The following is a 21,248-nucleotide window of genomic DNA, read 5'->3' on the forward strand; positions in this document are numbered from 1 at the left end:
TGGGTCAGTAGTTAGGCTCCAAGCTTACTAGCTAGATTGAAGAAATGAATCGGGTTACACTGTTATCAAAAGTATTAAAGACTTGTTCAATTTCCTCAATGCCGTGAACCATTTTGTTCCACTCAAGCTGAAATCCATAACTGTGAAAGACAACATGACGAAACCGCCTGTAAGGAGCCAACGTTTCTGCCTATTCATTGTCGAATAAAGAGGGAAGAGGTTCCTGAGCGGGATCACTAAACATCTGGAAAAGAGAAACGTGCCAGTTGTCACCTTCAGGCAAGCGAACTTCATAATAAACGCAAATGCGCTTTAGAATATTTTCAATACCATTGTAAAACTGAGCTAAAAATGCGGCTGCTGCGGTCTTTTCGCGAATCGTTGGGGCTTGTTTGCCTAAATCTTGATTCAGAGAAATTAGTTCGCTCACAACTTGCGAGATTGCTTCAAGCTCTATGGAAATTTCTTCACGAAGCCGCTCAACTGGACTCACAGTAACACAATTCCCTGTTTTTCGATCAAGCGCGTGAAGCGGTTTGGGGGAGTGAGAGAAACCAAGTCTAAAGGAGTTTCTAGCTCCTCTTCCAATTTTGCTCCCAACCTGTAGAAATCCCAACCTGCGACGCCATCACAAGCTAAATCAATATCTTTAGCCTGTATTGGGTCGGTTGCCGCGCTACCGAACAAGATGAGCCTTGTAACGCCGTAAGATTTGGCAATTTCCGTTATGCGATTTAATTTTTCTTGTGAAATTCCCATCGTAAAGCCACCGTCAAAATCTATATTGGCAGTATAGCAGAGTCGGAAGAACTCCTCAAAGTGGGTGTTATAAGTTTGCGTGGGTGCGATGGAGGAAGCGGCCGTATCCCTTCTCTCCCACAAATTTTCCGTCATGCACCACAACATTGCCCCGGCAGAGCGTTGTTTGCGGCCAGCCTTGTAGTGTTAGCCCATTGTAGGGTGTCCAGCCCGCAGCCTCATGTAATGTTTCTGGCGTGATTGTTTTTGTCGCTTCCGGGTCAAAAATCACCAGATCGGCATCGTACCCCACCGTGATTTCCCCCTTTTTTGCCAGCCCCATCAATTTGGCCGGATTGGTGCAGCATTGCGTCACCCACTGCGGCAAGCTGAGTAAGCCCTGGCGAACCCCTTGCGAATAAAGCGCGGCAAAGCGCATCTCAATAGACGGCACGCCGCCGGGAATTTGGCTGTAGTTGCCTAGCCCGGTTGCTTTTTCTTCGATGGTGAACGGGCAATGATCAGTGGTAACAATTTGCAGATCGTTGCGGCTGAGGGCTTGCCACAGTGCGGTTTGGGCAGCATGATCGCGGATGGGAGGGGAGCAAACGGGCAGCGTACCGTCCACGCCTGGCGCATCGTACACGTCCTGGGTAAGGAACAGATATTGCGGGCAGGTTTCGCCCGTGACGGGCAGCCCTTGCTGCCGCGCCTGGGCAATGCGGGCGGCAGCCTCGCCACAGGAAACGTGGAAGATGTGCAGCGGCACGCCCACGAAGCTGGCAATATCAATCACCCGACCCGCGGCTTCTGCCTCTAGCAGGGCAGGGCGACTGCGCGGATGCCAGTGAGGGCTGGTGTGGCCCGCGGCCAGGTTTTGCCTGATAAGCTCGGTGATCACGTCCCAATTTTCTGCATGAACCACCGGAATGCCGCTGACGTCGCGAACGGCCGTTAACGCCCGCAGTAGTTCATCATCCCGCAAGCGAAGCCCGTAGGCCATGTATAGCTTGAAGCTGGTGCAGCCTTCGGCATATGCTTCCGGTACTTGGTCTAGCTTGGTGATGTCGCCGGGGCCGATGGTCATGTGCAGGCCATAATCAATCACCACATTGGGATCGGCCAAGGCGCGGCGAGCCGCAATGGCTTCCACCATCGTTTCGGCTGCCTGTGTTTCTACAAAATCAATGATAGTCGTAGTGCCGCCAAACGCAGCAGCGCGAGAGCCGCTGTAGAAGCCGTCTGTGGAGGTAAAGTTGCCGATGGGCATTTGCAGATGAACGTGCATGTCCACCGCGCCGGGGGTGACGAGCTTGCCAGTCGCATCAAGCGTTTGCTTGCCGCTCAGATTTTGCCCAATGGCGGCAATCGTTTCCCGGTTGATGCCAATGTCTACTGTGAATGTGGAAACGCCTGTGCTGAGCGAAGCCGAAGTAGCTGTAACCACCGTTCCCCCCTTAATCACCAAGTCATACATGCCTTGCCTCCTGACATTGTGCTCATTCTCGCATGATTTTTATCATGATTGTTTCGAATTAACGAATCGAATTGGCCCGAACAATCGTCACTTTTGCTAGACTGTTTATAATCCAAAAACCACAAGATTGATTCAATCTTGTAAAGTAGGAGTCAACCTATGCCGTGGTACATCTATTTGGCAGTATTAGCTGCCGGGTTTGGTGCAGGATTCATCAATACATTGGCAGGCAGCGGATCGCTGATCACATTGCCGCTGCTCATCTTTTTAGGCATTCCGGCTACCGTAGCCAACGGCACCAATCGGGTAGGAGTCTTATTCCAAAATATCGTTTCCGTTGGTAGTTTTAGCCGTCAAAAAATGCTGGATGTTCGTGGGGGGCTGATTTTGTCTGCGCCTGCCATCGTTGGCTCCATTATTGGGGCACAGATTGCCGTTGATTTGGACGAGGCGCGAATGCGGCAGGCGATTGGCGTGTTGATGGTGATCATGCTATTTGTCATTTTGCTGCGCCCCAGGCGGTGGTTACAGGGGGAGCTAGAGAAGATGGGGAAACGGCCGTCCCTCTTCCAACTCGTCATCTTCTTCTTCATTGGCATGTATGGTGGCTTTTTGCAGGCTGGGGTGGGTATCTTCCTATTGGCAGGGCTTGTATTGGGTATTGGCTACGATCTGGTACGCGCCAACGCCGTAAAGGTGCTAATCGTCTTAGCATTCACCATTTCTGCACTCGTGGTATTTATGCTGAATAAGCAGGTTTTGTGGGGATTGGGCTTGCTGCTTGCCGTTGGAAATTCACTCGGTGCCTGGGTAGCCGCTCGCCTGGCCGTTGAGCGAGGCGCAGACTTCGTTCGCTGGCTGCTGATTGCTGTTGTAACCATCTCCGCTGCCAATCTGCTGGGCGTTTTTGCCTGGATTGGGCGGCTATTTAACTAACAAAGTGCCAGGCACGGAGCGGAATGACCTGGTTACTGGCCATTACCTGCCTCATGCCTAACACAAACTTAGCGCGTAAAATCTAAAATCCAACGGCCGAGTGTAATCAATATAAGAATACCCCCTTCCCAACGAGACAGACGCCAGCCAGTACGCATCATGATGACCACAAGGACGACCATACCGCCCAACAGCAGGATGCTGCTTTGTGCGGCTGGGGCAACAACCATCGGATGTAACAGGCCAGCCAAGCCCAAAACTCCAAGCAAATTGAATAAATCGCTGCCGATCAGATTCCCCGCAGACATGCAAGATTGCCCACGCAGCAACGCCACTAGCGACGTGGCAATTTCTGGTGCCGACGTGCCGATGGCCACAACTGTGACCCCAATAACCCACTCCGAGAGGCCAATGAGCCGCGCCAGATCGGAGGCGGCCTCTACAAAATAGTGCCCCGCTGCAACAATAATGGCGATGCCAACAATGAATTTAGGAACGTCGAGCCAGTTAAAGTCCCCTTCAGGAATATGTTCTTCACTTTCGGCGCGGCGGTAAATAAGAAAACCAACATAGGTGACCAAAATGATGAGCAGCGCAGCACTTTCAAATCGGCTGAGGGACAAATCGTACAGAAAGATGATGAGCAGGATGGTGGTGCCAATGAGCATACCGCCATCCCGGTAGACCATCGTTTTGGTAGTTGCGATGCCTTTGAGCAGCGCTAAACCACCCAGAATGAAGCCCAGGTTGAAGATATTTGAACCCACCACGTTACCTACAGAAATGTCCGATTGCCCTTCCAGGGCGGCAACGACGGTAACGGCAAATTCTGGGGCAGAAGTGCCAATTGCCACCACGGTGAGGCCTATGACTAGGTCAGACATGCCAATTTTGCGGGCGATGCGCGTGGCCGAATTAACAACAAGCTCTGCACCTTGCCACAAGGCAACAATACAAGCAATGATGATGACAATATCGAGTACGGTTTTCACAGCGATGTTCCCTCCAGATTTGTGGGTTAGCTAGATTTTTTAGCCAAGTCGTCACGGATGGCTTGTTCCATGCGGATGCCCAGGCGGTATGCAGCGGAGCTGATGGCGTGGGAGGTGACTGGCCCGGTGATGAGTAAAAGTAAAATGAGTATAAGCCCACGCCCGGCGCTAAAATTATCGAGCGAGGCAATGATGGTGGCGACAAGCAGCAAGACAATGCCAAATACGCCCACTTTGCCAGAGGCATGAAGTTTGGTGTAGACATCGGGCAAGCGAAAGTAACCGAGGACGCCTGTGATGGAAAATGCCGTGCCGATGAGTACGGCCGTAATCACCCCAATTTGCGTAAGCGTTTCCATAATTTCAATTTCTCCTAAAACATCTGCTCATCGGCCGCATACTTGGCCAGGGCGATGGTGCTAACGAAGCCAAGCGCCGCCAAACCAAGCGCCACGTCTACGTAAATACCGTTTGATTGGATGAGCGCCGTTAAAATGAGGATGCCAATGGTGAGCGTAGCCACAATGTCAGCGCCAACCAGTCGCTCCATAATCTCTTTGCCGCGCCACACTTTGTAAACCACAAATAGCAGCAGCACTGTGTGGATGAAGAGTGCGCCTTGCAAAATAGTTTGTAGCAGTTGTTCCATAGTTCCAAAGCTCCAATTTGCAATTGTCATGCTGAACGCAGTGAAGCATCCCTACCAAGTTGAGTGGGATTCTTCATTTCGCTGCGCGCCATTCAGAATGACAATTCCTAGTTTGTTCTAAACAAAAATGCGGCTCAGTAAATCCCGCCGGGTTCTCTGAGCAGCCTCTACCTGCTCATCTGGGTTGCTAGCATCCAGCATGTGGGTGTACATGATGCCATCCTCATCAATCTCTACCACCATTTCACCTGGCGTGAGCGTAATGGCGTGGGCGCTCAGAGCCACACCCAAATCAGATTCGCATTCTGAGGGAATGGCTACGATGCCTGGTTTGATCGGCAGGGACGGTGTGAGCACAATGTGGGCAACTTGCAGACCGCTCAGTAACAAATCCCACAGCAGCCTCACGAGATAGATGCCGCTGGCAAGTAGGGCATCTGGCAGACGCTGCCAGGCAAACGGCCGTTTCACCGGACGCACCAGCAAAGCCACCAACCCTGCCAGAAAGAACCCAGTAATGATGTTGTTGAAAGCCCAGTTGCCCGTTAAAAGCATGTACAGTAACAAGACAGGAAATATAAATGTTATATAGTGCATCGTTTACTCCAAAAAGTAGTAGCTAGTGGTTAGTGGCTAGTTGCTTTTACCAGAAACTAGCCACCAGCCACTAAAAAAACTAACCACCACCCAAAACGGCCGTAATATACAAATCCGGTTGCGCCAGCCAAAGCGTGGTGGCATCTGTTAGCTCGATGAGCGGTTCTGCCCAAATACCCAGAATGATCACCAGACCAATCAATAAAGCTGGGGCGATTAGCCTGTCGCCGACGGGTTTGAGGGTAACGGCCGTATCCACCTGTGGCTCCCACCAAATCCGCTGGAACGCCCGCATGGTGTAAATGAGCGTGGCCAAGCTGCCCAGTGCCATCAGGCTGAGAATGGCAATCTGTGCTGCCTCGACGCCGCTGTTAAACAGCAGCATCTTGCTGATGAAGCCGTTGGTGGGCGGAATACCCGCCAAGGCCAAGGCTCCCACAAAAAAGAGTACACCAGCCAAGGGCAATTGTTTGCCCAATCCCGTCACCACGGCAAACGCCGCTGACTTCACCAAGGCGCGGCTGGCCACAAAGCCCGCCAGCATAAGCATGGCTGCTTTAACGAGGCTGTGGTTGACGGTGAAGATCAGCGCAGCGGCAATGGAAAGCGACGTTCCCCAGCCAATGCCCACCAGAATGAAGCCAATTTGCGCCAGCGTAGAATAGGCCAGCATTCGCTTCACGTTGTGCGTGCCAATGGCCGACAGTCCGCCAAAAAAGATGCCAATAACGCCCAAAACAATTAGCAGCGTTTGGATGAGTGCCGCCTGCTCTACAAAAAGCAGCGTGGTCATTCGCAAAAAGCCGTAGATACCCAACTTTACCACCACCGACGAGAGCATGGCAGAAACGGCCGTTGGTGCGGCCGTATGGAAATCTGGCTGCCAAAAGTGGAAAGGAAAAACCGCGCTTTTGATCATGAAGGTAGCCATCAGCAGCGCAATGCTAGTGGTTAACAAGGGGGCCTCCGGGTTTTGGGCAATGCGCTCGGCCAAATCAGCTAGGTTGAGCGTGCCGTAACTCACGTACATGGTTCCGTTAACCAACAGCAGAAAGGTTGCTGCCAGCAGGCTGATATAGAAGTATTTGTACGCAGCCTCTGTGCCAAACTTGTCGTCTGAGATGGCCGTCAGCACCGTGCCAGAAATGACCAGCAGCTCAATAAAGACAAACAGATTGAACAGATCGCCCGTTAAAAAGCTGCCCGTCAACCCAGTCGTTAGCATGAGGAAGAGCGGATAAAAGCCGGGGTAGCGCACGTTTTTATCCTTTGCGCCCAGGGCATAGACCGTGCCCAGCAGCAGCACCACTTGGCTCATCAGGGCCAGCAGGCTGCCCAGCAAGTCGCCCACAATGGCGATGCCAAAGGGTGCTATCCAGCCACCGCCGTAGAACACAACGGGTTCCCCCGTTTGCTGTACCACCCACAAGAGATAGCTGATGCTGGTTACGGCCGTCCCCAACACTCCCAATGTCCACATTCCTTGCCAGCGTGGGGCGCGCATTAAAAACAGGGCAATTACCGCTCCAAAAAACGGAATCAAAATCGGCAATAAAACAAGATGATTCATCGCTTTAACCTTTCAATTTCATCCATGTTGCTCGTTTCATACCGCGCCGAAATCACCGCCAGTAGTGATAAGACAAAAGCCAAACCGCCCATGCTAATCACAATTGCGGTCAGAATGAGTGCCTGCGGCAAGCCGTCGCTGGGATTGGCCGCGCCGTCGTAAGCAGGTTCCGTGCCCAAAAACGCGCCCGTACTAAGTAAAAACAGGTTAATCGCGCTCGATAAAATGATCAGACCAATGGCGGAGCGAATCACGTTCCGCCGCAGGATTTGGTAAATGCCTATGGCAAACAGTAAGCCAATTACCAATGCGGTCAAAAGTTCCATCAAATAGCTCCTATCGACTATTTTCTACAGTTTGCCCCAGGCCTTCGGGGTGGCCAAGCGTATTGAGCATGAAAAAGACGCTGCCCAAAACGCTAAGGCAAATAGCCACCTCAAACAAAAACGAACTGCTCAAGTTAAAGCCCGTCGGTAAGGGCAAATTTAGCATTGCGCCATAATCTACGGTGGACAAAAAGGTGCCGTTAATGAGCCAGCCAGAGCCACCTGCAAGCAGCAGCAAAAAGATGCCAGAAGCAATGAGCGGCGTACTGAGCCACTTGTACCGTTCCCGCGTTTCCGCATAGCCAAACACCACGTAGGCAAAGGCAATCGCTAAGCTGATAATGACGCCAGCGGTAAAGCCATCCCCAGGCTGATCGTGTCCATACATCATGTGGGTGGCACCGACGACAATGGCCAGGGGCAGCGAGATGCGAGCCAGCGTTTGTACAAACACAGAGGTGCGGTAGCCAAAAATGCCAAACGAGGGGAGGTTGCTGGACAATGGCCGTTCCTCACCCATCTTATCCCCCACTATCTGTGCTGCCTGCCGCAGCAGCGTAAACATCCCCAGCCCCGCCATGCTGAACACCGCAATTTCAATCATCGTGTCCAACGCCCGGAAATCCACAATAATTGCCCCTACAACATCTTTAGCGGCGGTAAGCGGCTTGGCATTATCCATAAAAAATGGCGTGATTATACTTTCGCGCTCCCGGCTGGTGAGGGCAAACAGGGTAATCACCGTCACCACCAGGCCACTAGACGCAGCAATAAAAATATTGCGAATTCGTTCGCCGGTTCCGCTGGCGAGGTTCAGCGCCAGGGCGTTTTGCCGCTCTTTGCGCGGCAGCAGGCGCAGCGCCAGCACCAAAATCACCACCGACAAAATATCAACCACCACCTGCACCAGTGCCACGTCTGGGGCTGGTTCCAGCACCATGAGCACCGCAATGCTCAGACCAGAGGCGCCCAGAGCCACGATGGCGGCAAAATCTCGCTTGAGCAAAACGCTAGCGATGGCTGCTCCCACGGCCACCAAAATAGCCACTAGGCGCAAAAAGTCCTGGCTGCCAGTCCAGCTAAAATGCACATCATCCTGCACCGTGAGCAGCAGTTGGCTAAATTGGCCTTGGGTAAACAGCAGCACCAGCCCCACCATGCCCACAATAATGACGGAGAGGTAAAAGCGCAGACGGCCGTTCTGCAAGCGTGTTACCTGGTTAGCTAACCAATCAATGCCGTGCAGTGTAGCGGCAAAGCTCCGGTTCAAATCTAGTTGCGGCGCAAAACTGTCTTGCCACTGCCGGATGGCGTGCCTGAAGTAGAAAATCCCCACACCCAGTGAAATGGCAATCGTGGAAAGCAGAAGTGGCACATTCAGACCCGTCCATAAAGCCAGCGATACTTTGACCTCACCGCCAAAGGCAGTACCTGCGGCTTTGGCCAACAAAGTGGCCAAAATTTCTGGCTCTGGCAGCAAGCCGATGGCCAGTGAAAGCACGGCAGGAATGGCTGGCGCGAGCAGCATGAGTTTAGGAGCTTCATGCGCTTTGCTTACAGCTTCCCCCGGCTTGCCCCAAAAGGTGCCCACCACCAGTAGGCCAGCTTGTGCCAGCATGAGCGAGCCAGCCACAACGGAACCAGCCGCCAGTACCCAGCTAATAAAAGTTGGCAGCGAGGGATGAACGGCCGTTGCCAACAACGTCTCTTTCGCTAAAAAACCAAACATCGGCGGCAGCCCGGCCATAGATAACCCAGCAATAATGGCGATAACGGCCGTTATCGCCATTTTTTCTCGTAGCCCACCCAGCAGTCGTAAATCCCGTGTGCCGCTTTCAAGATCTACCGTGCCAGCCACCAGGAACAAGGCACTCTTGTACAGCGCATGAGCCAGCACGCCCACCACCAACGCCTTGAAAGCAATGTCCGTATCTTGCCCAATGAGCATCATAAGCACCCCCAGCTGGCTTATGGTGGAGTAAGCCAATAGTGCCTTCAAATCATTTTGCTTTAGCCCCAGGTACGCGCCCAGCACCATCGTGATGAGGCCGATGATGCTGAACAGCCAAAACCACAGTTCCGTCTCGCCCAAAACTGGATTCAGCCGCGCCATCAGGTAAATGCCCCCTTTCACCATGGTGGCGGAGTGCAGATAGGCACTGGCTGGGGTAGGGGCACTCATGGCGCGCGGCAGCCAGATGTGGAACGGCCATTGGGCACTTTTGGTAACGGCCGCCAGAGCTAACAGTCCTAGCATCAACGGATACAGTCCGCTTTCACGCAGCAATTCACCGCTGGCAAGAATTTCAGCCAAGCTGGTTTGCCCACTGACGTTAGCCACAATGAGGAGGCCAAATAGCAGGGCAATGCCGCCACCCCCGGTTATTAATAGTGCCTTAAATGCACCTTGTCGCGCTTCAGGATAGTTATATTTGTAGGCAACCAGCAGAAATGAGGTGATGCTGGTGCCTTCCCAAAATAGAAACAGGGCAATGATGTCCCCAGCCATCACCAGGCCCAGCATCGCGCCCATAAACAAGAGGAGGTAGCTCAGAAAGCGCCAGGCAGAAGGCTCATTCTGAAAGTAGTAGCCAGCGTAAACAATAATGAGCGTGCCGATGCCGGTAATGAGCAGGGCAAATAGCAAGCTCAGTCCATCCAGGTAAAAACTAAAGTTGATGTTGAGGCTAGGCAGCCAGGTGAGGCTCGCTATAAGCGTTTCGCCACCGTTTATAAGGCTGACTTTTTGCAGCAGCAGCACAAATGAGGTAAACGGAGCAACCGCCAGCAGCCAGGCAAGAGAGAAACGGCCGTTGCCAGCTTTGAGTAAGTTCGTTTGGCCAACACCCACAGCGATTAGCGCAGCCAGAAAGATAAATACAAACGGAAGAAAAAGCGTACTGTCTTGCATGAAAATCCAAAGAAATGTTGGGCAAAATAAGAACCGACATTCATGCCCAAAAAGGGTACGAATGTCGGTTTGTTTGGTAATAATCCTAGGTAATTGTGTGGTGCTTATTTGTACCGAATGTTGATATTTTGATTTTTATCAAAAAAATAATAAAAAGTCAAGACTGGAGAGACGAATAACAAAAAACCGCTTCCTTCCGAAGAAGAAAGCGGTTATTGTTTGCTCGTGCACCAGGAGGGGTGTGCCTCGAGCGATCCAGTTTTTGCCGAAGACTTGAGGAGGAGGGTGGCTTTCGCCGATGGCTAAACTGTAAGCTCGATCAATTTGTTCCAGTCGCGTTTCTCTCGTGCCAGTTTGGGGGAGGAGTTCTTTCCTCAAGTCTAAACTAATCAAGCCTTTCGGCATTTTACAACAAATTTTTATGTTTGTCACGCCCGAAACCGCTCTTTTTCGCACTTTTTAGGCCCATAGTACCGATTATTGCCATTTTACACGACGTTATTCAGTGGATTTGGCAAAAAACTGAATAGTTAATGAGACTTGCTCGCTCACATTTGCCACGCCTGGCGCTTGGGGAATTTCTAATTGGAAAGCGTTGCGGTCAATTTGGCTGGTTGCAGTGCCGCTAAGTTGGGTACGGCCGTTTGCCGTCACGGTTCCCTCAAAAACCACAGGTTGGGTAATATTACGTATCGTTAACTCCCCTTCAACCACAATAGAAACAAGTTCCTCGGTCACAAATTGTTCTGGCAAGCCAATGATTTGGGTGGGTGAGAAAGTGATAAATTCGTGAGCTTCTGTATCCAAAATGAAGCCGTGAATGGCATTATCTCGGAATTCGTTCTCTGTTGCTAGGGTGCGTGCATTTATCAAAATGGGGCCAATTTGGCTTTCGTTTGGCGAATCAAAGTTGACAGCAATTTGCCCCGCCACTTGCCGACTACTGCCAACGGCCGTTGTTGGCAATCCACGTAAAACTTCGGCAATCTCAAAAGTAACCTCTGAGCTAGCCGACTGAATTTCGAAGATGGTAAATTGTGCGCTATTGCCTTCGAGAGCAAGGGGAATGGCGGTTAGAGGCGCAGTAGGCGTACGGCTGGGCTGTAAAAATAGCACCCACACCACGCCAATCAGCACGGCACCTACACCCATCACAATAACGCCGCCAAGCAATGTCTTATCTTTCATCTACAGTGCGTTCCCTCAAAAAAGTTTGTTTGTGCCAAAGTGCTCAATGATTGTATAAGCAGTGGAAACTTATGCAATTCGATTAGGCAGTGACTTCGGCGCGCAGGGCATCGGCATCCAGAATCGTGATACGGCCGTGTTCAAACCAAATCAGATAGCGTTCCCGAAAGTCCCTCAGGATTTTATTCGTGCTTTCGCGCGTGGCACCGATGAGGCTAGCCAAATTTGTTTGGGTCAGCGTCATATCAATGATCACGCTGTCTGCTTCAATACGGCCGTAATCCTGTGCCAGTTCTAGCAGCTTGCGTGCCAGCCGCTGCGACACGGGCAGCGTAGCCAGGCTATCCATCTGCCGTGTGTTGTACCGCACCCGGTGCGTTAGCTCCTTCATGAAGTTGAGCGCCAGTTGCGGAAAGCGCTGCATGTGCAGCCGAAAGCTCTCGCGGCTGATGGTGTAGAGCAGCGTTTTGTCTAGGGCAACGGCCGTTGCTGAACGTGGCAAGCCGTCAATCACCGCCAATTCACCGAACATGTCCCCTGGCCGCCCAAACAAAATGACGGAGGTTTCGCTCCCGTCTAATCCGTTGACATAAATGCGAACTTGCCCTGACTGAACCAGGTACAAAACGCGCCCAGGGTCTCCCTCACGAAAAATAACGTCCCCTTGCCCAAATTTGCGCGGCTGCACATCTTTTGAGATGGAGCGCAATTGTTCAGTTGTGAGTGCCTGAAACAGAGGAATCTTCTGTAAAAATCGTATCATGTTCATTGGTTGCTTTTCCCTCCGGAAAGACGACACTGGCTGATAAATTGGTTGAATGCTCATTTTCGTACCTCCCGAAAAGAGTTTGTGTTATGGAGAAGTTCAACTTTTGTAAAAGTTGAACTTCTTTGGTTATGGTTGGCTTATGAAACAAGCCGGAACGCGATGCCTACAGAAACTGCCAATGCAATGCTGGCAAGCAGTTCGGCCAGATAGACCGGGGCACCCTCATCCTGGGCCACTTCGGGCCATTCCATAAGCAGCCGGGGCAAAATAACCAACGGCACCAACAGGTATTGGCCGACAGCGACGAATGTTGTCATGAGCAGCCGCTCCAGGATGCCTAAATATTTGCTGGAATCGCCAAACTGGGGGGCTGTGCCTTGCACGAGCCCGTAAGCGGTGAATTTTACAAGCACCCAGGCAGGCATGGTAACAAAGGCGTAACCCAGCAGGTAAATGAGCAGCAGATCACTTTGCAGCAGTGCCAGGCCGTTTTGCACAATGACTGCCAGGTTCAAGTAACCACCACCAGCCAGCGCCAGTGTGATGACAATGAAATGAGCGGCCTGATCCAGCCCAAAGCGCGCTAGTTCTGGAATGGGTAGCTTTACCCGCAGTTGGATGGCATCAATAACAAAGTGAGCGACGCCGATAACAATGACCCAAGGCCACCAGCCGGGATTGAAAGGCAGGATGAACAGCCAGGTGACGGCCAATACAACCAGGCAGTGGACAATCACGCCCGCCATGGCCCGGCTTTTCCACGCGGCCAGGCTGTTCCACTGTAAAATGTAGTCTCCAACGAGATGAGCTAAAAACATGGCGATGATCATCAGTGACCTCCTGTAACCTGTATCTTACACACGGTGGGCAGACTGTCTGTTTAGGGGTTGACAGTGTGCCCGTCTGCTAATCTACCCATACCATAAACCAGATAGCGTGGGGGCGCTGTGAGATTTTTCACACGGCCGTATAACCAGAGCAAATGTAAGGGAAACGGCCGTCTGCATCCGATGAAAAACCCTGTTCCATCTGCTGTAATTTTGTGCGGCTTTTTTGATGTCATATCGCTGGATGCCAATTGTCACAAAAAGCTCGTGACAAATGTCACTATGGGTTGGGGGGCAGCCCGGTAAAATCGGTCAAATCAAGATGTGGAGTTTAGAGGTCAACAATATCTATGTTTCAAATTAGCCGACGCGCAGATTACGCCGTAAGAATAATGATTGAGTTGGGAATGCAGGCTGAGGGGATGTTCCTTTCGGCAAGGCATATTTCGGCAAAAACGGCCGTTCCCAAAGCATTCCTGCACAAAATCACGGCCGATCTGGTGCGTGCTGGCCTCATTGAGACTCAAACTGGCCCTTATGGTGGCTTATCGCTGCAAAAGCCATGCAGCGAGATTAATTTGCTCCATGTGATTGAAGCGATTGAAGGGCCTGTGTGCCTGAACATTTGCCTCATTCGCCCCCAGGAGTGCAATCGGGATCGTTTTTGCCCGGCACACGATGTGTGGGGTAAGCTGCAATTGATGATAGTCAACGAACTGCAAGCCAAAACTTTGGCCGATCTGGTTGCCGAGGCAAAGCGTTTGCAAATGACCCCGCGCGTTGCCCGTATTGGTATTCCGTATCTTGAGGTGCAGCCGGCTAGCGGTGTTGTTTCTGGGGGACAAAGTTAGCGATGGCTGCTTCTGCATCTTCTGCGGCAACACCTTATCGCTCATCTGGCATGCTGATCTGGCGGCTCTTTTTTGGTTTGTTTGGGCTGATGGCCGCAGGCGTTATCTGGTTTTCTACCGCGCGGCCAATTACCGTGCTGCCGCGCATAACGCTGGCACCGGGCTTTTTCTTTACAGACCAGAGTGGCGAAAAGTTCACCAGTGAAGAGTTGCGCGGCCAAATTGCCCTTTACAACTTTAGTTACACCAACTGTACTGAGCCTTGTCTGCAAACCAGCCATATGATGGCGCAGGTACAGTCTCGGTTGCCAGAAATTGCGTCTTCTGTCCCGCTGAAGCTGGTTACTTTTTCAATTGATCCGGCACGGGATGGTACAGAGGAGCTTACGACATTTGCGGAAGAGATGGGGGCAGATACGGTCGTCTGGCACTTTGCTACAGGCGGTGAACAACAGTTGAAGTCGGTGATAGGTGGGGGATTTTCTGTTTTTTATGCCCAACGGGAAGATGGTACTTTCAAGCTAGACCCTGCTTATTTTTTGGTAGATGGCAACGGCGTGATTCGGGCTGAGTACCGCACAGACACGCCCGATATCGAGATTATCCTGCGAGATTTTGGGCTGTTAGCAGCCGAGGTTGGCCACAGTGAAGGGATTTACCGCTATGCCTATGAGGCGGCGCATCTCTTCTCTTGCTATCCGCGATAGGAATATGACATGAGCGGTATGACGGAAGCAGCAAACAACCAGAAAGCGAAGATGCCCTTTTGGAAAACCCAGCTATTTCGGTTGGCACTTTTAGGTTTAGGTATCGGGGTTGGGCTGGGCGCACTGTTTTTGGCGGTACGGCCGTTGTTTGGCCCAACAGAGTGGAACGGGATGGAAATTCAATCCAATACGCCCGTGACCAACTTTACGCTAACAGGCCCCAACGAACAGCCCGTCAGCCTGGTGGAATTTCGGGACAAGGTGGTGATGCTTTACTTTGGCTATACCTACTGCCCCGATGTATGCCCAGCCACTATGGTGGAACTGCGCGACGCTTTAGAAATTTTAGGCAATCGTGCTGAAGACGTGCAGGTAATCATGATCACGGTAGACCCGGAGCGGGATTCTGCCGAGGTTTTAAAAGAGTATCTGGCTCATTTTGATGAATCTTTTATTGGCTTAACCGGCACGCCAGATGAGCTAATTGCGGTTACTGCTCCGATGGGCATCTTTTTTGAGCGACACGAAGGCACCGAAGCATCTGGCTATCTGGTTGACCACACGGCTTCTGTGGCTGTGCTGGATAAAGATGGCAAGCTGCGCCTCATTTACCCATTTGGCATTACAGGCGAAGAGATCGCGGCTGATCTTAAATATTTGGTGCGTGAATAACTTTGTTGATGACTGCATTGTGTAGCAGGAGGCGAACTGCACACAGGAGCAGCAAATTTTTAGGGATAAGTACGATTTTGTGCTTATCGAAGAAAGGTTGAAGGAGGTTTTAGTATGGACAACGATAAGAAGTACAAAACTCCGCAAGGGACTGTTGCCCTCGTCATTTTGTACGTTCTCCTCATTATTGCGCTGTGGGGAAGTGCTTACCTGACGATGTTGGCAAGGGGAGTGACCGGATGATCCACATAGATCCGCGTGAACGCAATTTCATTGTTGGCACGACGATTCTGTTGCTGATATTTGGAACGGCCGTACTGGTGAGCAGTTTTGCTTTTGGCTTTCAGGTACCTGCTCCTGTTGAACGGATCGATCCGAAAACTGTGGCGACGCCAGGCGAATCTCGGTGGGCTGATCCTGAGGAAGAACGTTTTTGCAGATTGGCTCCTTACAAGTTCGAAGCCCACGTTCTGGCACAGATCTGGCGATTTTCGCCAGGGGAAATTCGGGTTCCGGTAGGCTCAACGGTTACTTTTAAGATTACCAGCAAAGATGTTCAGCACGGTTTTTACTTAAATGGAACCAATATCAATATGATGGTGCTGCCTGGTGAAGTGTCTCAGCTCACAGCTACGTTTGATGAACCGGGGGAATACAACTTTATCTGCAATGAATATTGTGGCATTAACCATCAGATAATGTATGGCAAGCTAATAGTGGAAGATATAGAAGATAACGAAGAAATGTATGATGAATGCGCTCAATGAAATTGCCCAACCGGTAAGACAGCCTTCTGTTTCGCTGTGGCGAACGGCCGTTGTTCTTTTTAAGCTCCGTATTGTTTCTTTGTTGCTGCTGTCTGCGTTTGGTGGGGCAGGGTTAGGCACTATGATCGCTGGGCGGGCTTCCGCTTGGGATTGGGTGCTGTTGGCCATCACCGGCACGCTGTCGGCAGCAGGCGCATCTGGCATTAATCAATACCTGGAGCGGGAGCGCGATAGCAAAATGAATCGCACCGCTGCCAGGCCATTGGCAACCGGCCAGATCGAAAATCCTCAAATGGTTCTGCTGTTGGGGGTTGGCATGGTTTTAGGAGCAACCGGATTGGCCACTGCATTTAACTTGGCATTGGCGTTTTGGGTATTTTTGGGTGCTGCTATTTATGTGGGTGTGTATACCGTTTGGCTCAAGCCCCGCACCACGCTCAACATCGTGATTGGTGGGGCCGCGGGTAGCTGTGCTGTCATTAGCGGCGGCGCAGCAGTTGGGGCCTGGTCGGCGTTGGGCGTATGGATTTTGGCGGCTTTGGTTTTTGTCTGGACGCCGGTTCACTTTTGGGCCTTGGCTCTGGCTTACCGCTCGGACTATATCAAGGCAGATTACCCGATGCTGCCGGCACGGGTTCCGCCCATTGTGGCTGCCCGCTGGACGGCCGTACACACCATTCTCACAGCGGCGGCAGGCATGGCACTCGGCTTTTGGCCAACGGTGGATTGGTTTTATCTGGTGCCGATTGGCTTGGCAACGGCCGTACTCATCGTGCGAACCGCTGCGCTACTTATAGCTCCTGCCGAAAAAGCCCCCGCATTTGCCCTGTTCCATTTCTCAAATCTATATCTAGCACTCGTGCTGGTTGTTGTCTTGCTCGCCAGCTTGTGGAGGTAAAAATTTATGTATGCAAGCGTTAAAAAAATGACGGGCTGGTACCTCGGCGTTGGTATGGCAGCCCTTTTCATCGGGGGGTCAATAGGCCCTTTTCAAAAACTTGAACACGTGGGAATCAACCTTTACCCCAGCCTGCAAAGTGTCGGGCTAAATAACTACTACCAAGGGTTGACCATTCATGGTGTCCTGAATGCCTTAGTGTGGACCACATTCTTCATTGTCGGGTTTCTCACCTTTACTACTGTGCATAGCCTAAAGCGTGAACTAACCCATCCTAAACTTAACTGGGCCAGCTTCTACGTTATGGTTATTGGCTTGGTCATGGCAGCCGTACCCGTTTTACTGAATGCGGCAACCGTGCTGTTCACATTTTATCCGCCCCTTCAGGCGTCTCCTTACTATTACATTGGCCTTACGTTGGTTGTAATTGGATCCTGGGTTGGTGGCTGGGGAATGTTCCTCACGCTGCGTGCTTGGCGTAAAGAAAATCCAGGTGAAACCACCCCCTTTATTGCCCTCGCCTCAAACATTACCATGGCGATGTGGCAAATTGCGACGTTGGGTATTGCCATTGAGATGCTTTGGCTCATTATTCCCTGGTCTTTGGGTTTGGTAGACGGTGTCGATCCGCAATTGGCGCGTACCTTCTTCTGGTTTACCGGGCATCCCATTGTTTACTTCTGGTTATTGCCAGCTTACGTCTCTTGGTACGGTATGGTGCCCAAGCAGATTGGCGGGAAGTTGTTTAGCGAACCATTGGCTCGGTTAGTCTTCTGGCTTTTCTTGCTGCTGTCTATCCCCGTCGGCTTACATCATCAATATGTAGACCCTGGCGTACCTCAGGGCTGGAAGGTTGTTCACGCCGTTCTTACCTACTCCCTGTTCATCCCCAGTTTGCTGACGGCCTTCAATGTGATTGCCTCGCTAGAAATTGGCGGACGTGCTCGTGGCGGTACTGGGCTGCTGGGTTGGATTCGCACCCTGCCGTGGGATAATCCATCCTTTACGGCGCAAAACCTAGCCATGATCTTGTTTGCCTTTGGCGGTATTGGTGGTCTCACCAACGCTTCTTACAACTTGAACTTGGTGATTCACAATACCATCTGGATTCCTGGCCACTTCCACCTGACAGTGGGCTCTGGCGTGACGCTGACCTTCTTTGGTATTGCTTACTGGCTGGTGCCAAAACTCGCCAACAAACCGCTGTTTAGCAACAAAATGGCACTTTGGCAAGCATGGACCTGGTTTGTGGGCATGTTGCTGATGTCTAACGGCCTGCACATTTTGGGGCTGAACTTTGGTGCGCCGCGCCGCACGATGTTGGGTATTGCGCCTTATGCTTCGTCTGATTGGCAACCGTTGTTAATTGAGGCGGCTTTGGGCGGCATTATCCTAGGCGTGAGTGGCTTGTTATTCTACATCAACATGATCGGTACCGTGCGTTCTAAGCAAACTTTGACAGAAGCAATCAAGATGCCAGTGGCAGAACCGATGGAAGTGCATCCAACACCTGCCTGGTTGGATACGTGGCGGCCGTGGGTTGTGGCTACGTTGGTTCTCATTGCTGTTTCTTATGGGCCCCTATTGGTATATCTAATCTCAAATCTGAACATGACATCCCCCGGTTTTAGCAATTTGTGGGGTGGTTAGAGTTGGAATCTGGTAAAATAGTGGATACCATTCAAATATTTAAAACCTAAAATGGAGGTCGCATATATGCGAAAATTAACGTTAACGATTTTATTGGCTTTGCTGTTTGCTTTTGGTCTCACTGCTTGCGGTGGTGGCGATGAGGAAGCAGCAGATGGTGGTGGCGATTCCAGCACCAGCAGTGTTGGGGATGCTGCCAGAGGCGAAGAGTTATTTAACCAAAATCCTATTGGTGCAGCTGGTGCGCCTGGCTGTGGCACTTGTCACTCGTTAGAGCCAGGTGTGGTGATTGTTGGGCCATCCCAATCTGATGTAGGTGCTCGTGCAGAAACGGCCGTTGAAGGTATGTCGGCTGAAGAGTATTTGCGGGAATCTATTGTGGATCCTGAAGCTCATCTTGCTGAAGGTTTTGGTTCGGGTCTCATGCACCCAACTTATGGTGAAGACCTAACCAATTCGCAAATCAACGATTTGGTTGCCTTTTTGCTAACATTGAAGTAACCAATATGTTTTAATAATATGTGGTGGTTATTTGGCAAACGCTAGGTAACCACCACTTTTTGTTTCATCTAGATGGGGGAGGGCTTCGTCTAAAAGCCTGACTCAGCCAACTGCTGCAAAGCTCATGTCACGATTAGGAAGAAAAAAAGAGCCGGAACTCAGTAGCTGGCAGCGTAAGCCCGCTCCCTGGGCTGTGTGGCTAGAACGGATGACGCTTTGGCTGGAACGGCCGTTTAATAAACTCACTGGCACGCCCCAACTGAACCCCTTTTACCACACCGGTACCATCGCTGTGCTGCTGACGCTGGTTGTGGGCATTACCGGCTTTTACATTTTTCTCTTCTATAAATACGGCTTTGAGGAATCTTACCTGGCGGTGGTGCGGATGAACGACCAGTTCATTGCCCGCACGATGCGCGCCGTCCACCGTTACGCCTCTGGTGCGTTGGTGGTCACAACCTTGCTCCATGCCTACCGCACGCTGTTTATGGAGCGTTTTCGCGGGCAGCGCTGGCTAGCCTGGGTCACGGGCATTGTCCTGACGATCATTATTTGGTTGGCTGGCGTAACGGGATACTGGTTGGTAGTTGATACCCGCGCTCAGCTCATCACCGATGGCTTTGTGCGCTTTCTCCGTCGTTTTACCCCGTGGGCAGACAATTTCATCATTTGGATAACCCGCGCTGAACTGAGCGGTGAAAGCTGGCCCATCATGCTCATTTTGTTGGCGATTCATGTGGTGCTCTTTTTGGTAGTGGCCTACTTTTTCTACCTGCATATTCGCCGCATCAGCCGCGCCAAATGGTTGCCAGATATGTATTTGGTTGTTGGCACAATGCTGGTGCTCATTTTGGTGGCGATTTTTTTCCCACTGCGGAACCTGCCTGCGGCCAACAGCGTGAATTTGCCAGAAAGCATCACCCTCGACCCGCTTTTCCTCTTTTATTTGCCCACCGAAGGGGGTGGGGTGACTCCCTGGCTTTGGGGAGGATTGTTGCTGATTACGGCCGTTGCCGTCGCTCTTCCCTGGATTACCCGCGATCATTCTGAGGCCGAAGCGAGTGGTGCAAAAACAGTCGGCTTGCCGACGATCAACATTGTAGATGAACGCTGCACTGGCTGCACCATTTGTGCGCTAGATTGCCCTTATGAGGCCATCAAAATGGTGGAACGGGACGATGGCCTGCCCCATAAATATATTGCCGTAGCTGACCCCCAAATGTGCGTCTCCTGCGGCATTTGTGTAGGCTCCTGTGACTGGTATGCAATTTCGCTGGGGGAGTCGCTGCCAGAACTGCCGTGGCATGTTGTCTCGCAGCGCTTGAGATTGGCCAAGGCCAGGGCACCCCAGCAGCCGATCCGGCTGGTGTTTACCTGTGATAGACATGCCGCCCTGAGTGCACGACCGTTCTTAGTCGAAAATGAGTTAATGGTGGGGGAAACGGCCGTTGAAATCATACCCTTGCCTTGCGTGGGGACGCTGCTGCCCAACATGATGCTCCAGGCGCTAGAAGCCGGAGCCGATGAGATTCAGGTCATTGGCTGCCCGCCCGATGATTGCCGCAACCGAGAAGGGAACACTTGGATCGAGCGGCGGCTTACCCGGCAGCGTGTGCCGCGCCTAAAGCGGGATCACGCCAACGCTCCCATCACCGCCGCCTGGGTGGCCCCGGACGATTTTACGGCGGCACTGAATGCACCGCAGCCCGTGGCCGAAAATTCCGATGGCAAACCAGATTTCGTGGCGGCACGGGGCATGTTCCCCCACATTTCGCGTCGTAGCTTGGCCATGTTGTTTGTGATGATGGTAGTAGTTTTACTGGCGCAGGTTTTCCTGACGGATGTGCCATTCAGTTCTCGCAAGGCGGTGGATACGGCCGTTGTGCGTACAATTGTAGAGAACCCAGTGGCTACTTACGATCACCTCGTGCAACCGGACCCGGAACGGCCGTTCACCCTGCAACTTGCCGTGGATGGGGAGGTTTTAAGCGAGCAAAGCTACGATTTAGCCACCTACGCCACCCATGAATCTGCCCCCTTTGTGGCCGAACACAGCATTGCCCCTGGGGAACACTTGGTGCGGCTCGCCTTTGTGGATGAACAATTTGGCGAAATTGTGAATCTTATTGAGGAAACGGCCGACCTTGCCGCTGGGGACATCTGGCGCGTCATTTACGAACCGCGCGGTACCGCAAAAATATTCAAATAGATCCAACATCTTT

23 protein-coding genes and 1 pseudogene are annotated in these 21,248 nt (G+C 51.7%); 10 read left to right on the forward strand and 14 right to left on the reverse strand.

The window, feature by feature from the left end; all coding sequences use genetic code 11:
- Positions 1-31: 31 nt before the first annotated feature.
- The 3 genes and pseudogenes from ACOQPM_RS23690 to hydA all read right to left on the reverse strand — a co-directional run bounded on the left by ACOQPM_RS23690 (position 32) and on the right by hydA (position 2,215).
- A pseudogene (locus tag ACOQPM_RS23690) lies at positions 32-493 on the reverse strand (hypothetical protein).
- On the reverse strand, positions 490-759 hold the full coding sequence (locus ACOQPM_RS23695; RefSeq protein WP_420630865.1) for a nucleotidyltransferase family protein: 270 nt from the start codon (positions 757-759) through the stop codon (positions 490-492). Before ACOQPM_RS23695 ends, ACOQPM_RS23690 begins: the two are co-directional and overlap by 4 nt.
- Positions 760-826: 67 nt before the next feature.
- Positions 827-2,215, reverse strand: coding sequence for a dihydropyrimidinase (hydA, locus tag ACOQPM_RS23700; protein WP_420630866.1), 1,389 nt, complete (start codon positions 2,213-2,215; stop codon positions 827-829).
- A gap of 159 nt (positions 2,216-2,374) precedes the next feature.
- On the opposite strand from hydA, the gene ACOQPM_RS23705 reads away from it, so the two are divergent.
- A complete protein-coding gene (locus ACOQPM_RS23705; protein ID WP_420630867.1) occupies positions 2,375-3,151 on the forward strand; it encodes a sulfite exporter TauE/SafE family protein in 777 nt (258 codons plus the stop codon).
- 68 nt (positions 3,152-3,219) lie between these two features.
- Here ACOQPM_RS23705 and ACOQPM_RS23710 read toward each other — a convergent pair whose 3' ends face one another.
- The 11 genes from ACOQPM_RS23710 to ACOQPM_RS23760 form a co-directional block, all read right to left on the reverse strand.
- Positions 3,220-4,143, reverse strand: a complete 924-nt coding sequence (locus ACOQPM_RS23710; protein WP_420630868.1) for a calcium/sodium antiporter — start codon at positions 4,141-4,143, stop codon at positions 3,220-3,222.
- Between the two features lie 26 nt (positions 4,144-4,169).
- Positions 4,170-4,502, reverse strand: a complete 333-nt coding sequence (gene mnhG / locus ACOQPM_RS23715) for a monovalent cation/H(+) antiporter subunit G (protein ID WP_420630869.1) — start codon at positions 4,500-4,502, stop codon at positions 4,170-4,172.
- 14 nt (positions 4,503-4,516) lie between these two features.
- Positions 4,517-4,792, reverse strand: coding sequence for a monovalent cation/H+ antiporter complex subunit F (locus ACOQPM_RS23720; RefSeq protein ID WP_420630870.1), 276 nt, complete (start codon positions 4,790-4,792; stop codon positions 4,517-4,519).
- Between the two features lie 117 nt (positions 4,793-4,909).
- Positions 4,910-5,389, reverse strand: a complete 480-nt coding sequence (locus ACOQPM_RS23725) for a Na+/H+ antiporter subunit E (protein ID WP_420630871.1) — start codon at positions 5,387-5,389, stop codon at positions 4,910-4,912.
- Between the two features lie 79 nt (positions 5,390-5,468).
- On the reverse strand, positions 5,469-6,959 hold the full coding sequence (locus tag ACOQPM_RS23730; protein ID WP_420630872.1) for a complex I subunit 5 family protein: 1,491 nt from the start codon (positions 6,957-6,959) through the stop codon (positions 5,469-5,471).
- A complete protein-coding gene (locus ACOQPM_RS23735) occupies positions 6,956-7,285 on the reverse strand; it encodes a sodium:proton antiporter (RefSeq protein WP_420630873.1) in 330 nt (109 codons plus the stop codon). Before ACOQPM_RS23735 ends, ACOQPM_RS23730 begins: the two co-directional genes overlap by 4 nt.
- A 10-nt stretch (positions 7,286-7,295) precedes the next feature.
- On the reverse strand, positions 7,296-10,196 hold the full coding sequence (mbhE, locus tag ACOQPM_RS23740; protein ID WP_420630874.1) for a hydrogen gas-evolving membrane-bound hydrogenase subunit E: 2,901 nt from the start codon (positions 10,194-10,196) through the stop codon (positions 7,296-7,298).
- A 498-nt stretch (positions 10,197-10,694) separates the two neighbouring features.
- Positions 10,695-11,384, reverse strand: a complete 690-nt coding sequence (locus ACOQPM_RS23745; protein ID WP_420630875.1) for a YceI family protein — start codon at positions 11,382-11,384, stop codon at positions 10,695-10,697.
- A gap of 82 nt (positions 11,385-11,466) precedes the next feature.
- On the reverse strand, positions 11,467-12,153 hold the full coding sequence (locus ACOQPM_RS23750) for a Crp/Fnr family transcriptional regulator (protein WP_420630876.1): 687 nt from the start codon (positions 12,151-12,153) through the stop codon (positions 11,467-11,469).
- 137 nt (positions 12,154-12,290) lie between these two features.
- A complete protein-coding gene (locus ACOQPM_RS23755) occupies positions 12,291-12,983 on the reverse strand; it encodes a DUF3307 domain-containing protein (RefSeq protein ID WP_420630877.1) in 693 nt (230 codons plus the stop codon).
- An 81-nt stretch (positions 12,984-13,064) separates the two neighbouring features.
- The gene (locus tag ACOQPM_RS23760; RefSeq protein ID WP_420630878.1) at positions 13,065-13,238 is read right to left on the reverse strand and encodes a hypothetical protein; all 174 of its coding nucleotides are present in this window, start codon (positions 13,236-13,238) and stop codon (positions 13,065-13,067) included.
- Between the two features lie 92 nt (positions 13,239-13,330).
- Between ACOQPM_RS23760 and ACOQPM_RS23765 the strand changes: the two genes are divergently transcribed.
- The 9 genes from ACOQPM_RS23765 (at position 13,331) to ACOQPM_RS23805 (ending at position 21,235) form a co-directional block, all read left to right on the forward strand.
- Entirely contained in the window at positions 13,331-13,831 is a 501-nt protein-coding gene (locus ACOQPM_RS23765; RefSeq protein WP_420630879.1) for an RrF2 family transcriptional regulator, read from the forward strand.
- A 2-nt stretch (positions 13,832-13,833) separates the two neighbouring features.
- Positions 13,834-14,538, forward strand: a complete 705-nt coding sequence (locus tag ACOQPM_RS23770; RefSeq protein WP_420630880.1) for an SCO family protein — start codon at positions 13,834-13,836, stop codon at positions 14,536-14,538.
- 9 nt (positions 14,539-14,547) lie between these two features.
- On the forward strand, positions 14,548-15,210 hold the full coding sequence (locus tag ACOQPM_RS23775) for an SCO family protein (RefSeq protein ID WP_420630881.1): 663 nt from the start codon (positions 14,548-14,550) through the stop codon (positions 15,208-15,210).
- A 114-nt stretch (positions 15,211-15,324) separates the two neighbouring features.
- Positions 15,325-15,453 (forward strand): cytochrome c oxidase subunit 2A, encoded by a 129-nt coding sequence (locus ACOQPM_RS23780; protein ID WP_420630882.1) that lies wholly within the window; start codon positions 15,325-15,327, stop codon positions 15,451-15,453.
- Positions 15,450-15,977, forward strand: a complete 528-nt coding sequence (locus tag ACOQPM_RS23785; protein ID WP_420630883.1) for a cytochrome c oxidase subunit II — start codon at positions 15,450-15,452, stop codon at positions 15,975-15,977. Before ACOQPM_RS23780 ends, ACOQPM_RS23785 begins: the two co-directional genes overlap by 4 nt.
- Positions 15,958-16,875, forward strand: a complete 918-nt coding sequence (gene cyoE / locus ACOQPM_RS23790) for a heme o synthase (RefSeq protein ID WP_420630884.1) — start codon at positions 15,958-15,960, stop codon at positions 16,873-16,875. Before ACOQPM_RS23785 ends, cyoE begins: the two co-directional genes overlap by 20 nt.
- Positions 16,876-16,881: 6 nt before the next feature.
- On the forward strand, positions 16,882-18,525 hold the full coding sequence (locus ACOQPM_RS23795) for a b(o/a)3-type cytochrome-c oxidase subunit 1 (RefSeq protein WP_420630885.1): 1,644 nt from the start codon (positions 16,882-16,884) through the stop codon (positions 18,523-18,525).
- Between the two features lie 66 nt (positions 18,526-18,591).
- Positions 18,592-19,026, forward strand: a complete 435-nt coding sequence (locus tag ACOQPM_RS23800; protein ID WP_420630886.1) for a c-type cytochrome — start codon at positions 18,592-18,594, stop codon at positions 19,024-19,026.
- A gap of 124 nt (positions 19,027-19,150) precedes the next feature.
- Positions 19,151-21,235: a hydrogenase iron-sulfur subunit gene (locus ACOQPM_RS23805; RefSeq protein WP_420630887.1), complete on the forward strand. Its 2,085-nt coding sequence runs from the start codon at positions 19,151-19,153 to the stop codon at positions 21,233-21,235.
- Positions 21,236-21,248 lie beyond the last annotated feature (13 nt).

Source organism: Candidatus Leptofilum sp., from assembly GCF_965223525.1.
Classification (GTDB): Bacteria; Chloroflexota; Anaerolineae; order Promineifilales; family Promineifilaceae; genus Leptofilum.

Bases quoted from the DNA above. Each gene is read 5' to 3' on its own strand.
- ACOQPM_RS23720 (WP_420630870.1), bottom strand. From the start codon at position 4,792: ATGGAACAACTGCTACAAACTATTTTGCAAGGCGCACTCTTCATCCAC.
- ACOQPM_RS23780 (WP_420630882.1), top strand. From the start codon at position 15,325: ATGGACAACGATAAGAAGTACAAAACTCCGCAAGGGACTGTTGCCCTC.
- ACOQPM_RS23765 (WP_420630879.1), top strand. From the start codon at position 13,331: ATGTTTCAAATTAGCCGACGCGCAGATTACGCCGTAAGAATAATGATT.
- ACOQPM_RS23775 (WP_420630881.1), top strand. From the start codon at position 14,548: ATGAGCGGTATGACGGAAGCAGCAAACAACCAGAAAGCGAAGATGCCC.
- ACOQPM_RS23725 (WP_420630871.1), bottom strand. From the start codon at position 5,389: ATGCACTATATAACATTTATATTTCCTGTCTTGTTACTGTACATGCTT.
- ACOQPM_RS23735 (WP_420630873.1), bottom strand. From the start codon at position 7,285: ATGGAACTTTTGACCGCATTGGTAATTGGCTTACTGTTTGCCATAGGC.
- ACOQPM_RS23695 (WP_420630865.1), bottom strand. From the start codon at position 759: ATGGGAATTTCACAAGAAAAATTAAATCGCATAACGGAAATTGCCAAA.
- ACOQPM_RS23745 (WP_420630875.1), bottom strand. From the start codon at position 11,384: ATGAAAGATAAGACATTGCTTGGCGGCGTTATTGTGATGGGTGTAGGT.
- mnhG (WP_420630869.1), bottom strand. From the start codon at position 4,502: ATGGAAACGCTTACGCAAATTGGGGTGATTACGGCCGTACTCATCGGC.
- hydA (WP_420630866.1), bottom strand. From the start codon at position 2,215: ATGTATGACTTGGTGATTAAGGGGGGAACGGTGGTTACAGCTACTTCG.
- ACOQPM_RS23795 (WP_420630885.1), top strand. From the start codon at position 16,882: ATGTATGCAAGCGTTAAAAAAATGACGGGCTGGTACCTCGGCGTTGGT.
- ACOQPM_RS23705 (WP_420630867.1), top strand. From the start codon at position 2,375: ATGCCGTGGTACATCTATTTGGCAGTATTAGCTGCCGGGTTTGGTGCA.
- ACOQPM_RS23750 (WP_420630876.1), bottom strand. From the start codon at position 12,153: ATGAACATGATACGATTTTTACAGAAGATTCCTCTGTTTCAGGCACTC.
- ACOQPM_RS23730 (WP_420630872.1), bottom strand. From the start codon at position 6,959: ATGAATCATCTTGTTTTATTGCCGATTTTGATTCCGTTTTTTGGAGCG.
- cyoE (WP_420630884.1), top strand. From the start codon at position 15,958: ATGATGAATGCGCTCAATGAAATTGCCCAACCGGTAAGACAGCCTTCT.
- ACOQPM_RS23755 (WP_420630877.1), bottom strand. From the start codon at position 12,983: ATGATCATCGCCATGTTTTTAGCTCATCTCGTTGGAGACTACATTTTA.
- ACOQPM_RS23770 (WP_420630880.1), top strand. From the start codon at position 13,834: ATGGCTGCTTCTGCATCTTCTGCGGCAACACCTTATCGCTCATCTGGC.
- ACOQPM_RS23805 (WP_420630887.1), top strand. From the start codon at position 19,151: ATGTCACGATTAGGAAGAAAAAAAGAGCCGGAACTCAGTAGCTGGCAG.
- ACOQPM_RS23800 (WP_420630886.1), top strand. From the start codon at position 18,592: ATGCGAAAATTAACGTTAACGATTTTATTGGCTTTGCTGTTTGCTTTT.
- mbhE (WP_420630874.1), bottom strand. From the start codon at position 10,196: ATGCAAGACAGTACGCTTTTTCTTCCGTTTGTATTTATCTTTCTGGCT.
- ACOQPM_RS23785 (WP_420630883.1), top strand. From the start codon at position 15,450: ATGATCCACATAGATCCGCGTGAACGCAATTTCATTGTTGGCACGACG.